The organism is Cellulomonas fulva (genome assembly GCF_018531375.1).
GTDB classification, from domain to species: domain Bacteria; phylum Actinomycetota; class Actinomycetes; order Actinomycetales; family Cellulomonadaceae; genus Cellulomonas; species Cellulomonas fulva.
On the sequence record NZ_JAHBOH010000002.1, the window covers coordinates 184,495 to 197,868 of the forward strand.

Genomic DNA, 13,374 nt, shown 5'->3' on the forward strand with positions numbered 1-13,374 from the left:
GCCGAGCGTCCGGGTCAACAAATAGAATAGAAGCAATGCAGGAAGGCGTTGACCGGCTCGCCGAAAAGGCTGAGGCGAAACGCCCCGAAAAACTGCGGCTCGTGTGACCACCTCCACACGATTCGCATCGCCGGGCGGTGGCCCTGCCGCGAGAGATCGCGCACCGCCCGGCCCCAGACCCCCCGGTCTGGCACAGGGCACGACCGGGACCGCACAAAAATGTTGGAGGTGGTCCGAAATGGGCCTCACAGAAAAGGCCCGTGGAAGGGCCGCCAGACCAGCCCGTGATGCTGGTTTCACGCTCATCGAAGCGCTCGTCGCCATGCTCATCACCGCGGTCGTCGGTGCGAGCTTCATGATGGCGCTGCGGGTCGCACAGCGCGACGCGCACGCCCTGCCAGACCGTGCAGCACAGTGGAACGCGACCCTGGACGTCCAGCAGGCGCTCATCCGTGATGTCGGGCGCGGGTCACGCATCGAGGTCGCCGAAGATCAGCACCTGACCATCTATGGGGTGTACGAGCAGACCGCCGACACCACCGACGACCTGCGCTGCATCAAGCGCGACTACGTCGTCGACCCCACAGCGCAGACCCTCAGCGTGACCACGACGTGGCTCGGCAGCGCGAAGTGCGTCACGACCGGCGCCGAAGAATCCAAGACCGAACTCCTGTTGAGCTACTACACAGGCACGCACACGTTCACATACAAGGGCGAGTCCGGGCGCACGAAGACGACCCCGGTTGAGGACCTCGCGAGCATCAAGCTCGTCCACTGGGACCTCGAAACGCACCTGCCCGGCCTGATCGAGCCGCAAACCCTCGGCTCGTCGCAGGCGTTCGAAGGACGAGCCGAGGTGACCGGGTGCGCGGAGGGAACGGACTGCGCAATCGAATCGGTGTCCGCCCCCGTCCTCGAGCTGAACACCGCCGTCGAAGGGTACGACCAGCCGTCAGTTCGTTGGTCGAACACGTCGAGCGTCACCACCGGGTACGCCGTGTACCGCACCGTGTGGACGACCGGTGCAGCCAGCGACTCCAAGCTCCGCCTGGTCGCCCAGATCGCGAACCCCGCGACAACCACCTGGACCGACACGACACTGACAGCCGGGCAGACCGCGTCCTACGTCGTCGCAGCCCTGGACGCCGCAGGCCGTGAAGCGATGTCGAACTCGGTCGTGACCGGCCTTCGACCAGGGAAAGCCGCTGCACCGACCGCGACCGGCTCCACCACGTCCATCGCGGTGACATGGGCGGCTGTGTCCGGTGCGACCAGCTATGACGTGTACCGCGACGGGTCACTGGTCCGCACCGGGCTGACGAACCGGACCTTCACCGACAGCACCGCCGCCTACGGGTGGGGCAGCAGCGGATACGGCCACGACCACCCGTACCGGGTCGTCGCCGTCAACACGTGGGAGCAGCGGTGGACGACCGGTATCCGCGGGTCGGACGTCGCCCCGCTCGGCACGAACGTCTCCGCCAGTTTCCAGATGAAAGGAGCTCGCGCGTACTCGAGCCTGAGCGCCGGTGCTGTCACCGCACCGTTGACCCCGGACGTGACCGCTGACCCGAACGCGAACGCGTCGAACTCGATCACGTGGACCCCGAGCACGTCGTGGACCGGTAACGGTGGAACACCCGCGACCTCACGGACCATCACATGGGACCTGCAAGGCCGTGAGACCTCCGAAGGATGGGCTGACCTGACCAGCCGTAACGCGTCCGCGACGACATACACCCACACCGGTCGAACGCTGGGTGACCGGACGCTGTACCGCGCCCGTTCGTGCAACGACTCAGGCTGCTCCCCATGGTCAGACGGCACCGCGAACGCCTTGCAACGCCCCCCGGTACCTGGCTGCACCGTGACCGATCTGACGACACGTCAAGCCAAGGTCACGGTCGTACCCGCTGACATGGCGAGCTACGCGACCGAGTACGACGCAACCGGCGGTACCGCAGCACCCGGGAACGCGGTCACGTGGACAGGTGGCGCGCTGCAGACCGAGAAGACGGCTGACAAGCTCCGCGCTGACAAGGACCAGGACTTCAAGGTCCGCACCCGGAACGCGTCGAGCGCCTTCGGCGGCTGGTCCGACTGGGGGCCGTGCACGACGAAGACCACCCAGGCTCTGTGGATGACGACCACGGGACGCGCCGAATGGGTCGGCACCCTCGCGCAGACCACACGCACAATCTCGGTGAAGGTCACCAGCGGCAACGCAACTGTCCGGACTCCGACGCTGGCTCGCCGTGACGGGTCCACCCCACTAGCCGGGGAGGACAGCGGTGCTGGCCGGGCGTGCAACCCGGCGTCGACCACCCAGTGCACCGCGGACAACACCTGGTACTGGGACCCGCTCGCGGACAACAAGACCTACCGCGTCACTGCGACCGTCACCGATGGTGTGAACGACCTGACGGACACCCTCGATGTCGCGACTGTCGTGATCGACGATCCGATCGCTTCGACGGACAGCATCACGACCCGGTCGGTGCGGGTGTCGTTCACCGCTGGCAACGGCTTGGCCGCGGAGTCGTCCATCAAGTTCGGGTTCACGACCTACACGGGTGTGCGCGCACAGACGATCGACCCCTTGGCGGACAACTCGTCGTTCTCGTGGACCGCTACGAACAGCGACGGTTTCAACAACGCGTGGGTCTCCGGGTCGACGAGCACGTCCCGGCTCCCGACCCCTGGGGTTCCCGCGTGTGTCGCGACTGTTGTGGACGACACGGCTCCGGGTTCGGTCCGTGTCAGCGGCGGTGACCAGGTCAAGCTCGGGTCGTCCGGCACCGTGTACAACGGCACGCAGACATTCAACAACTTGACCGCTGGTTCCTACACCGGGTACGCCCGTAACTTCAACACCGACGGTTACAACACGAACTTCTCCGGGTTCGACGCGTGCCCGACGGTCACGATCAAGTCTCCGCCGCCGCCGGTTCCGTCCGCACCGGGTTGTACGTCCTCAGCGCAGTACGCGGGTGGTCCTGGTGTGACGATGGCGATCGTCAACTTCTGCTCGGTGAATGGTGCGTCGAGCTACGAAGCGCAAATCCAGACGTGGAACAAGCCAGGCGGCCTAGCCTCGGGTTGGGGTGGTGACCAGTCGCGTGGGTCGCTGAACTCGCCGTACGACACCTCGAACGGAACGAACTACACGTTCACGACCGGTATCGGTCAGACCGTCGTGTCCAAGTTCCAGTGGCGCGTGCGCTCCGTGGGCCCGTCGGGAACGTCCGGCTGGGCGTACGGACCGGTCGTGGACGTGCCCTAAGCGGCACAAGACGAGAGCCCCGCACCAGAGGATCGGTGCGGGGCTCCTGTCGTGTGTGGAGTCAGACGGTCGCGTCGATGATGAGCCACTCGTCCGCGTTCGGCTGGTCCGCGATCCACGCCTTCGTCTTCGCCAGGGTGCTCTGGTGAGACGTGGACGCCGACACTGCGTTGAGTTCGTCCGCCGCCGAAGAGCCCCACGCGGCAAACGTCACGCCATCGTCATTCGTAAAGGAGGCGACAACCGCGACAGGCCGACCGAGCTCCGTCGAGATCGACGCGGCCGCCTGCGGCGCCGCCGCCCACACGCCGGCGCCATCGCCGACCTCCTGGCCGTAGTCCTTGATGGACTGAGCGACCGGCGCGGCGAGTTCCTTCTGGACTGCGGCGGGGATCTTGTCGGCGTCCGGGTCGACGACGATGGCACCCTCGGCGAGCCGGTAGGCGATGAAACCGGCGTCCTCGGCGCACGTGATGTCGCCCATGGTGGCCAGGAGGTCACCGGCGGTGAACGTCGGGCAGGTCGGCTCGTCCGCGACAGGGGCCGGGGTGGTCGGCTCCGTGGCGGCGGGCGTCGACTCGACGGCGACCGGTGCGGGCGTGCTCGGGGCGGGGGTGTTGGTGTCGCTGCAGGCGGTGAGGGTGATGGCGAGGATGCCGGCGACGGCGAGGGCGGGGATGCGGTTGGTCTTCATGATGTTCGTCCTTTCGGCCGTGGTGCGGCGGGGGTGAGTCTTTCGGGTGGGGCGGTTCGTTAGAACAAGTGTACCACATGCCCGAATCGCCAATAGGGTGTTGTCGTTTGGGGCATGTAGACTGAGCGGTAGACCTGCCCGCACAGCCTGAGGGAGCTCCGATGACCAGCCGCACTGACCGATGGGACCGTGACATGCTCGCGGGTGGGCTGCCGGCGCTCGTGGAGGCTATGACGGACCCGCTGGGGCACCTGTCGGAACCGGCACTGACTGGCACGCCGGGGTCGCATTGGCCGCAGCCGCCTACGGATGATGACGCGACTGACGCGGCCCGTGAGCGGGCGGTTCGGCACGCACTGACCGCCCTCGACACGCTCCTGACGGCAGCGACCCGTACGGATGGGCGGCGCACGGCGGACAGCGACCTGCGTGCACGCACGCTGCTGCTCAGCGCGGTGGACCGCGCCCTGAGCGACCCGGAGGCCGGTTACCTGCGGCGTCTGCGTCGGAAACGTTCCGCGCTGCTGCGGGAACGCCTGGCTCGTGGTGCAACGCATGCGGAGCTTGCCCGCGAGCTCGGGGTTTCGACGCAGCGGGTGCGGGCTCTCGTGCAGAACAACCGCAACTACATTTCGCCGTCGCGTCAGATGGCGCTCGACGCGCTCCGTGAGCAGGGCGCTCAGGAGCGAGCCGCCCGGAAGCTCGAGATTGCTGCCAAGAAGGCTGAACGGGCCGCAGCTGCGCGTGCCGCCCGAGTCGCCGAGGGCCGCTCGCTGGCCGCACGCCTCGCAGCCGGTGAAACGCGTGAGGACCTGCTCGACGCCACCGGGTACAGCCGGCAGAAGATCGCCAGCCTGCTCGCTGCTGCTCGCGCCGCCACCGAGACGCGGTGACCGTCCGGGGCGGCTCCTATCCTGGGGGTGGCGCTGCCGGTCCCGATGACCGGTGTCACGGGCTGCGGTCCGCCCCCCTGCTGGTGAAACCGGGGGGCGGGCCGCAAGCATGTGGGGGTTGGTGCCGCGTGGGCGTTTCGATTCGTGGAGGTCGGCATGGACGAACAGGAACGAGGCGACGCGAGCGGCAGCGACCCGGGGCGACGGTCGCGGTCGCGGTTCGCAGGCGACCTCGACGACATCGTGGTCGTCACACCCGCACAGCGAGTTGACCGCGACGGGTCTGAGACCACGCGGGAGGAGGACAGCTTCGTGCCAGCCGAGACGGCGGTCGAGCGAACTCGACGCCCGAAACGCCCCGTCGAGTCAAAGGGTGCTCGAGTACGTCGTCTCCGCGCCCTCGCAGCGGACCGGCGCCAAGCCGCCCTTGACGCCGCTGCTGCTGCTCGCGCTGGTGAGGGCAAGTGGCAGGCGCCCACGACCAACTCGGACCGACCCGGGACGTCATCGGTACGGTCCGTTTCCGGTGGGCTCCCGGGCCTCGGGAAGGGTTGACGCTGGCACAGCAGCGACGCGCGAGTCGCTGCTGTGCGCCACGGGGACCGTGGTCAGGCTCCATAGTGCAACGTCGCGACACCCGTCCGCAGGGCCGTGGGTAGGTCACGGGGTGCCGCAAGCCGCGCAGGCGGCTGGTGGGCGGCAGAGCCAGCCGCTCTATACGCGCGCCCATATGGGCCGACCGTCGGAATGGCTGGGAGCGGTGGCGGACATGTCGAAAGCGCACGCCGAAGTCGAACATGCGTTCGAGCAGGCGCAACTCACATGTCGCGCGATGTGGCCTTGGTCACACGTTCTGCGGGAGATATCGGACTGCAACGTATAGACAGGCATCTATCGGGAGCAAAGTAGCACGCTAGCGTGCAAACCTGCAGGTCAGGGGCCTAAACCTGTCAGACCCGACCGGTACGGTGGTGCCCATGACACCACGGACCCGACAGGCGGGTGCGAGCCCGACCCGTCGGGCCGTACCAGCAGACATCGCCGCCGCGAACGCCGCCTACATCGCAAGCCTGAACCTGCCGTCGCTCACGGCCGCACAAGCGCGGCTCATTCGGAACCTTGCTGAAGCCGCACAGGGCCGAGCCGCAGACGACACCGCTGCGTAAGCTTGCACGTAGTAGCAACACGTAGAGGTACGCTCGACCGCATGGTCACTCACCTGCGAGCGGTCCGGGACCTCCCGCAGGACGACGCGACCCCGCTGCGTGCCCTCATCTACGCCCGGACATCACACGACCCTGGCCGGCGAGGGAAGTCGACCGCGTCCCAGCGTGACTACTGCGAGCGGGAAGCTGCGTACCGCGGCTGGCTCGTCGTCGACGCCGTCGTCGATGACGACCGCTCAGCATCTACACGTGCGAAGCGTGAACGCGAAGGTTGGCAGGAGGTCGTCGACCGCATCGCGGCCGGTGACGTCGACGTCCTGCTCATGTGGGAGTGGTCGCGTGCCACACGCGACCTCGCGGTGTACGTCGCGCTCGAGAAGATCCTCCGCGAGCGCCGAGTGCTGCTCGCTTACCAGGGGGACACCTACGACCTCACGAAGGCCGGAGACCGACGCAGGGTCGCGTCCGACTCCGTCGAAGCGCAGTACGAAGCGGACCGGACCTCCGAGCGGGCACTCCGGGCAAAGTTGCACGATGCCGAGCACGGCCGCCCTTCCGGGCCCGTTCCGTGGGGCTACCGGCGTATCTACGACGACCGTCGCGGGTGGCTGCTCGGGCAAGAGCCTGACCCCGAGACTGGGCCGCTCGTGCGCGAGCTCGCGGACAGGTTTCTTGCCGGAGAGTCCCTCAGCCAACTCGCCCTCGACATGCACCGCCGAGGCATCGCGATGCCCAAGCCCCCACGGGACCCGTCACGGTCCCGCGGTTGGACGGCCGCGACGGTCGGCCAGGTGCTCCGCTCGCCGTCTATCGCTGGCCTTCGACAGCACACCAGGGACGGCGTCCGTCAGTTCTACGACGCGTCCTGGGACGGCATCATCAGCCTCGACGAGCGCCGGCGAATCCTGGACATCCTCGCGGACCCGTCGCGCGTGCTGCACAGGGGAGTGCAGCCCGTGCACCTGCTCTCGCACATTGCCGTGTGTGCGCGGTGCGGCTCCCCGGTGAGGTTCGCGAACCAGCGACCCAGGAACGGCTCGGCCATCCGGTACCCCGCATACCAGTGCGACGCCGCAGGCTGCCGTGGCGTGTACATCCAGGCACCACCTGTGGATGACCTCGTGACTCAGGCAGTCATTGGGACGCTCACAAACCCGGCCTCCATCGTGGCATTGCGTGGTTCGACGCGTTCATCCGAACTCGACCGCGCCGCCGCACGAGTGCGCGTTACGGAACTCGAAGCACGACTCGAATCGCTCGCAGAGGCGTTCGCCGACGGCACCACTGACGCCGCCGCGTACAAGCTCGCCGCCGGGAAGGTGCGAGACCGACTGGCTGAGGCGCGCGCCCAGGTCCCTGTCCGGCGCGCATCAGGCTCACCAGCCCTTCGCCTCGCTGACGCCGACGATGTAGCCGCCGCCTGGTCCACGCTCCCGCTCGAAGACCAGCGTGCGGTCGTCAAAGGGCTCTTCGTCGTCCGACTCCACCCGGCACGCGTCAAGGGGCAGAGACGCTGGGACCCGAGTCGGGTCGAGCTCGTGCCGGTCGCGGCCGCAGGTTGACCCGGGTGCGAGACTCGCACCGTGGCCGCGACTGACTGGACTCCCATACACGTGGCGCTGGGCGAGCCGAGGAGCGCATTGACGTTTGAGCTTGTTGAGCGTGCCGTCGCAGCGCAAGTACCTGAGAGCGACACGCTCGACTGGAAGGCGCAAGTCCGCACGGACGAGGTCGCGAAGCAGGAACTCGCGAAAGACCTCGCCGCACTCGCGAACACCGCCGGTGGCATCCTCGTCATCGGAGTGGGCGAGGAAGGTCGCGGCACGGACAAGAGGTTCGTGATGCAGCCATTCCCCCTCATGGAGCAGGTCGAACAGCAGGTCCGCTCCGTCAACGTATCGCGCGTGAGACCTGTGATCCAGGGCCTCGACGTTCGGCTGCTCCCGATGGACGATAAGTCCGGCAACGGCGTCGTCGTGGTCACGGTCCCGCCGTCACCGGACGCCCCACACTTCGTCGAGCGTAGAGAGAGCACGGTCGCTCCCTGGCGAAACGGCTCCCACACAGACGTCCTACCCGAGCGACAGATAGAACGTGCGTACGCCGACCGATTCGCCCGACGCGCGACGGCCTCCGCGAACCTGAAACACCTCGCAGACTCGACTCGTGAACTGCTCAGTCATGACAAGGTGTGGGTTGTGGGCGTCGCGCAGCCCCGAGTCGACCGTGGTGTGACGCTCAACGTTCCTTCCCGTGACGACGCGACGACGGCGGTCCTCGATTCGCTGCAACTCGCCCGGGACACTGTGGTTCACGGTGCGGAGACGGACGCACCGAGAGCCATCCAGCCTCCGAGGTCATACTCCACACCGTTCTCAACCATCGGCGACGCCATGCGCAACCCGCGGCGTGGACTCCGACGCTGGGTCATTCGCCCAGACAGCACCGAACTGAGCCGAACAGGCGTCGCCACGACCACCTACGCGGAACTCCACGAGAGCGGTGCAGTGGTGCTCGCCGAACCGTGCCGGGTCAGCAGCGACCTGCGGGACGCCAACCGGGACGACTCTTTGGTGCACGCCGCCACGATTGAGAACAACGCCGTTGCGACGGTTGCACTGGCTGCGGCGTGGGCCGCCCGAGCCGGAGCGGTGGGGACATACGCGCTCCGGGTGGACGTTTTGCCCCGGAAGCGCGACAGGACGTCATTACTCCGTGTCGTTAGCAACCACGCCTACGGTCAAGGCTTTGTCATCCCTGAGGTGCCCGAGTGGACGACGGGACGGACTCGACTTGTACCCGCTGAGGGGGAGTTGCTCGACCCCCAGGACCCCGGCGACCGACAGCTCATCGCGAGGCAGCTCGCGGAGGACCTCGAGCACCAGTTTGGGCTCACCACGCTCGAACTCCTGAGGTAACGACCTCTACCCCACGGTGCTGCGCGACGACGTGCGCACGCGCGGCGAGCTCGAGGCGCGGCAGAGCTGGACCGTGTACGCCGCGCGGCTCGCGGTCGCTGCACCGTGGGTGGTGCTCGCGCTGCTCGCCACACGCACCTCCGCCGCGGCGGCCTACGACTCGGTCGCGGGCTTCGTGGTGCTCCTGGCCGGGGGCACGTGCTCGGTGGTCGCGTACCTGCTCATGGTGCGCGTCGCGCGCCTCCCCGAGGATCCGAGGGTGCTGCGGTGAGCCCGACGGTGCAGGGGGCGCTCGCCGGGCTGCTCGCGGGGCTCGGCGTGCTGCTCGTCGTGGCCCGGGTGCGCGCCCGCCGGACGACGCTCGACCAGCGCCTCGCTCCCTACCTGCGCCCCCGCCGCAGCTCCCGGCTGCTCGACGTCCCGGTGGCGCGCGGCCCGTTCTCGACGCTCGAGCGGCTGGTCGCCCCGGTGCTGGACGACGGCGTGCGTCTCGTGACCCGCGTCGGCTCGCCCACCGCCGACCTGCGTCACCGGCTGACGCGCGCCGGACGTCGCCAGACCGTCGAGGAGTTCCGGGTGGGCCAGGTGGTCGCGGGGGCGCTCGGCCTCGCGGCCGGCCTCGCGCTCGCGCTGGTGCTCGCCGCGTCGCGGGGGAGCGCGACCGTCGCGCTCGCGGTCCTCGTCCTGGTGTGCGGCTTCGTCGGGATGCTCGTGCCCGACTGGCTGCTGACCCGGCGCGTGCGCGAGCGCGAGACGCGCATGATGGCCGAGCTGCCGACGATCGCCGAGCTGCTCGCGCTCGCGGTCGGTGCGGGCGAGGGGGCTGTGGGCGCACTCGAGCGGGTGGTCCGCAGCACGCACGGCGAGCTGTCCGTCGAGCTCGAGCGCACGCTCGCCGACGCGCGCGCGGGGATGCCGGTGGTGCAGGCGCTCGACGCGCTCGCGGACCGCACGGGGCTGCCGGCGCTGTCGCGGTTCGCGGAGGGCGTCGCCGTCGCCGTGGAGCGCGGCGCGCCGTTGGCCGACGTGCTCCGCGCACAGGCGCAGGACGTGCGGGAGGAAGGGCGCCGCAAGCTCATGGAGGAGGGCGGCCGCCGCGAGGTCCTCATGATGATGCCGGTCGTCTTCCTCATCCTTCCCGTGACGGTGCTGTTCGCCGTCTTCCCCAGCCTCGTCGTCCTGCGGGTCGGCCTGTGACCCCGCACGACGAGCGCGAGCAGGACCGGCCGGGCACCGCCCGGCCGGAGGAGCAGGGGGCGCGGCGGACCCGCCGGCCCGACGACCGAGGAGGAACCGATGGGACGCACGACGACGAGGCTGCGCCACGAGCCGGTACGCGCCGTGGCCCGGGTGCACGCGTGGATGGTGCGCCGGGTGGACGGTGCCCAGGACCGCGGAGACGTGCCCGGCTGGGTGATGGTCACGCTGATGACGGCCGGGATCGTGACGATCCTCTGGGCACTCGCGCAGCCGCTGCTCAGCGACCTGTTCGACCAGGCCGTCCGCGACGTCAAGGCCCCCAAGGGCTGACGCCGCGTCGGCCGGCGCGGGACGACCGCGGGTCGGCGGTCGTCGACTTCGTGCTCGTGGGAGGCCTGGTCGTCGTCGCGGTGCTCGCCGTGGTCCAGCTCGCGCTGGTGCTGCACGTGCGCAGCACGCTCGTGGACAGCGCCTCGGAGGGCGCCCGGTACGGAGCGGTCGACGGGCGGACCCCGGCCGACGGCGCGGGCCGCACGCGCGAGCTCATCACCGGCTCGCTCGTGGACTCGTTCGCGCAGGACGTGACGGCGAGCCGGATCGAGCGCGGCGGGGTCGCGATGGTGGAGGTGCGGGTCACGGCGCCGCTGCCCGTCGTCGGGTTCGTCGGCCCGGGTGGCGTGCTCACCGTCACGGGGCACGCGATCGCCGAGGACGCGCTGCCGTGAACGGCGTCGACGCCGTGGTGCGGCGGGTGCGCGCGAGGGTCGACGTGCGAGGCGAGACCGGGAACGCGGTGGTGGAGTTCCTCGCGCTGTCGCTCGTCCTCTTGGTGCCGCTGGTCTACCTGGTGCTCGTCCTGGGACGGCTCGAGGCGGCGACGTTCGCCACCGAGGGCGCGGCCCGGGACGCCGCCCGTGTCTACGTCGCGGCGCAGGACGCGGAGTCGGCCGCCGCGCGTGCGGTCGCGGTCACGGGCGTCGCCCTGCAGGACCAGGGCTTCACCGACGACCCGGCCGCCGCGCTGACGCTGACGTGCGAGTCGGTGCCCTGCCTCCGTCCGGGGACCGACGTCGAGGCCGAGGTCGAGGTGAGGGTGCCGCTGCCGTTCGTCCCGGGGTTCGTGCGGGACGTCGTGCCGCTCGAGGTGCCCGTGCGCTCGTCGCACGTGGCCGTGGTCGACACCTACCGGGCAACGCCGTGACCAACAGCGCCGTGAACAACAGCGCCGTGAACCGCAGTGCCGTGAACCGCAGTGCCGTGAACCGCAGTGCCGTGAACCGCAGTGCCGTGAACCGCAGTGCCGTGAACCACGGTGCCGCACACCGCCGGGGCGTCCGTGCGTGGCGTCGACGTCTCGCCGACCGGGTCGGTCGGGACGACGAGCGCCGTGAGGACGGCCAGGTGATGATCCTGACGATCGGCGCGGTGGTGATCGCGCTGTCTCTCGTGCTCGTCGTGGCCGCGGCGGCGCAGCTGCACCTCGAGCGCAAACGGCTGGTGGCGCTCGCGGACCTGCTGGCGCTGGAGGCGGCGGACGCAGTGCCCGACGAGCGGTACTACGGCGCCGAGCAGGACGAGCGGATCACGCTCACCGACGCGTCGGTCCGCGCCGCGGTGGACGCCTACCTGGACGAGCACCCGGCGGAGGCCGACCACTGGCGCGCGTTCGCCGTCGTCGACGCCGAGGCGACGGACGCCCTGACCGCCACGGTGCGGCTCGAGGCGCGCGTCTACCCGTCGTCGGTCGCGTGGGTGCTCGCCCCGTGGTCCGACGGCATCGTCCTGCAGGCCGAGGCGAGCGCCACCGCCGCGTGACCGGCGGGTGCGCACCGGTCACGGCGGCGGCGTCAGAGGTCGGCGCGCTGCCCGTAGGTCTCGCGGACGTGCGCGTTGGCGGCCTTGGCGGTGCAGCCCGTGATCGAGCCGACGTAGGACAGCCGGCCCGCGGACACGTTCCCGGACTTGACCAGGTACTCGCCCGGCTCCTGGTGGTAGAGCTGGGCGTAGCCGGCGAGGTAGTTGCTCTTCACCGTCGTCAGGTCGTGCCGCTCGAGCTCCCAGGTCTTGATCGCGGCGTCGTAGCGGGAGCCGTTCACCTGGTTGGCGACGATGTTGCGCTCGATCAGGATGTTGCGGGCGGCGACCCCGACGGTCACGCCGGCCGCGCCGTTGATCATCGTGTTGTAGCGGACCCGCACGTTGCGGGGGCTGTCCGCCCAGGTGTCCCAGGTGGACGCCGAGACCTTGATCTGCGCGCCGTTGGGGGCGCCGGCGAGCAGGTTGCGCTCGATGCGCCCGCCGCTCGAGTAGACGCCGGCCATCAGGTAGATGTTGTGGTCCATGCCGTGGTCGTGGCGGCCGCGGTTGTCGCGGATGCAGTTGCGGACGATCGCGTAGCTGTGGGGCCCGGCCGCCTTGCGGGCGGCGGTGCTGCCGGTGCGCTCGCCGGGGGTCACCATGAGGTTCGAGACGCCCGGGGAGCCGGCGATCTCGTTGTTGGTGAGCACCCAGCCGGTGCCGCCCTGCATGTGCACGATGGCCTGGCCGTTGCCCTGGACGCCCGCATCGTGCAGGAAGTGGAAGCCGCGCACGGTCCAGTAGCTGACCTTCTTCATCATGAGCGTGCCGCGCAGCACCACGCGCGCGCCGGGCTCGCTCTGGAGCACGATGCGCTTCTTCGCGGTGCCGGAGGTCGCGTTCCAGCCGACCGCCTCGGTGTACGTGCCGCCGCGCACGACGATCACGTCGCCCGGCAGCGCCGAGAGGATCGCGGCCTGGATGGTGTGCAGGGGGTGCTTCGCGTCGGCGGGCGGGCAGGTCGCGCGGTCCGTGTCGCGCCGGTGCAGGCACAGGTGCCGGCTGACGGTCTTGGTGCCGCCCCACTCGGTCCGGTAGGTGTGCTTGTCGCTGCCCTGCGTGGAGACCCACATGGTCCGCCCGCCGTTGCCGGGCTTGGCGATGTTCGCGGCGCCGATCGCGAACTCGGTGCTGACGGCGGCGGGCTCGAGGGCGGGCTCCGTGGTCGGCGTCGGGCCGGCCGCGGCGGCCGCGCCCGCGGTGGCGAGCACGACGAGCAGGCCCGCGAGGGCGGTGCCGGCGAGCGTCCGGCTCGTGGCCCTCGGGCCGGCGAGCGGGCGGGAAAGGGTGCGCATGTCGGTCCTCCTGAGCCACCAGTGTCACCCAGGTCATCGGCACGTCCGGCCGGGGATCGAGAGGTGTG

Annotated in this window: 11 protein-coding genes and 1 pseudogene; 10 read left to right on the forward strand and 2 right to left on the reverse strand. The window is 69.8% G+C overall.

What is annotated here, in order from left to right; all coding sequences use genetic code 11:
* Window positions 1-238: 238 nt before the first annotated feature.
* Complete coding sequence (locus KIN34_RS14490) at window positions 239-3,283, forward strand: prepilin-type N-terminal cleavage/methylation domain-containing protein (protein WP_214352488.1); 3,045 nt, start codon at window positions 239-241, stop codon at window positions 3,281-3,283.
* Between the two features lie 61 nt (window positions 3,284-3,344).
* Here the strand turns inward: KIN34_RS14490 and KIN34_RS14495 are convergent, their stop codons facing one another.
* The gene (locus KIN34_RS14495; RefSeq protein WP_214352489.1) at window positions 3,345-3,977 is read right to left on the reverse strand and encodes a hypothetical protein; all 633 of its coding nucleotides are present in this window, start codon (window positions 3,975-3,977) and stop codon (window positions 3,345-3,347) included.
* Window positions 3,978-4,138: 161 nt separating this feature from the next.
* Between KIN34_RS14495 and KIN34_RS14500 the strand changes: the two genes are divergently transcribed.
* The 9 genes and pseudogenes from KIN34_RS14500 to KIN34_RS14540 all read left to right on the forward strand — a co-directional run bounded on the left by KIN34_RS14500 (window position 4,139) and on the right by KIN34_RS14540 (window position 11,969).
* Window positions 4,139-4,870 (forward strand): hypothetical protein, encoded by a 732-nt coding sequence (locus KIN34_RS14500; RefSeq protein ID WP_214352491.1) that lies wholly within the window; start codon window positions 4,139-4,141, stop codon window positions 4,868-4,870.
* A gap of 1,207 nt (window positions 4,871-6,077) precedes the next feature.
* On the forward strand, window positions 6,078-7,598 hold the full coding sequence (locus KIN34_RS14505; protein ID WP_214352493.1) for a recombinase family protein: 1,521 nt from the start codon (window positions 6,078-6,080) through the stop codon (window positions 7,596-7,598).
* A 21-nt stretch (window positions 7,599-7,619) separates the two neighbouring features.
* Entirely contained in the window at window positions 7,620-8,954 is a 1,335-nt protein-coding gene (locus KIN34_RS14510) for an AlbA family DNA-binding domain-containing protein (RefSeq protein WP_214352495.1), read from the forward strand.
* Window positions 8,955-8,973: 19 nt separating this feature from the next.
* A pseudogene (locus KIN34_RS14515) lies at window positions 8,974-9,225 on the forward strand (type II secretion system F family protein); the annotation flags it as partial.
* On the forward strand, window positions 9,222-10,151 hold the full coding sequence (locus tag KIN34_RS14520) for a type II secretion system F family protein (protein WP_214352496.1): 930 nt from the start codon (window positions 9,222-9,224) through the stop codon (window positions 10,149-10,151). The pseudogene KIN34_RS14515 and the gene KIN34_RS14520, both read left to right, overlap by 4 nt.
* A gap of 99 nt (window positions 10,152-10,250) precedes the next feature.
* Window positions 10,251-10,484 (forward strand): hypothetical protein, encoded by a 234-nt coding sequence (locus KIN34_RS14525; RefSeq protein ID WP_214353190.1) that lies wholly within the window; start codon window positions 10,251-10,253, stop codon window positions 10,482-10,484.
* Window positions 10,481-10,879, forward strand: coding sequence for a TadE/TadG family type IV pilus assembly protein (locus KIN34_RS14530; protein ID WP_214353095.1), 399 nt, complete (start codon window positions 10,481-10,483; stop codon window positions 10,877-10,879). Before KIN34_RS14525 ends, KIN34_RS14530 begins: the two co-directional genes overlap by 4 nt.
* Window positions 10,876-11,355: a pilus assembly protein gene (locus KIN34_RS14535; RefSeq protein ID WP_307858267.1), complete on the forward strand. Its 480-nt coding sequence runs from the start codon at window positions 10,876-10,878 to the stop codon at window positions 11,353-11,355. The genes KIN34_RS14530 and KIN34_RS14535 overlap by 4 nt, the downstream gene beginning before the upstream one ends.
* A 203-nt stretch (window positions 11,356-11,558) precedes the next feature.
* Entirely contained in the window at window positions 11,559-11,969 is a 411-nt protein-coding gene (locus KIN34_RS14540; protein ID WP_214353099.1) for a hypothetical protein, read from the forward strand.
* A 32-nt stretch (window positions 11,970-12,001) separates the two neighbouring features.
* Here the strand turns inward: KIN34_RS14540 and KIN34_RS14545 are convergent, their stop codons facing one another.
* A complete protein-coding gene (locus KIN34_RS14545) occupies window positions 12,002-13,306 on the reverse strand; it encodes a right-handed parallel beta-helix repeat-containing protein (protein ID WP_214352498.1) in 1,305 nt (434 codons plus the stop codon).
* Between the last annotated feature and the right edge of the window lie 68 nt (window positions 13,307-13,374).

Excerpts from the sequence above, each read along its gene's own strand:
- KIN34_RS14490 (WP_214352488.1), top strand. The coding sequence starts at position 239 with ATGGGCCTCACAGAAAAGGCCCGTGGAAGGGCCGCCAGACCAGCCCGT.
- KIN34_RS14495 (WP_214352489.1), bottom strand. The coding sequence starts at position 3,977 with ATGAAGACCAACCGCATCCCCGCCCTCGCCGTCGCCGGCATCCTCGCC.
- KIN34_RS14500 (WP_214352491.1), top strand. The coding sequence starts at position 4,139 with ATGACCAGCCGCACTGACCGATGGGACCGTGACATGCTCGCGGGTGGG.
- KIN34_RS14505 (WP_214352493.1), top strand. The coding sequence starts at position 6,078 with ATGGTCACTCACCTGCGAGCGGTCCGGGACCTCCCGCAGGACGACGCG.
- KIN34_RS14525 (WP_214353190.1), top strand. The coding sequence starts at position 10,251 with ATGGGACGCACGACGACGAGGCTGCGCCACGAGCCGGTACGCGCCGTG.
- KIN34_RS14540 (WP_214353099.1), top strand. The coding sequence starts at position 11,559 with ATGATCCTGACGATCGGCGCGGTGGTGATCGCGCTGTCTCTCGTGCTC.
- KIN34_RS14545 (WP_214352498.1), bottom strand. The coding sequence starts at position 13,306 with ATGCGCACCCTTTCCCGCCCGCTCGCCGGCCCGAGGGCCACGAGCCGG.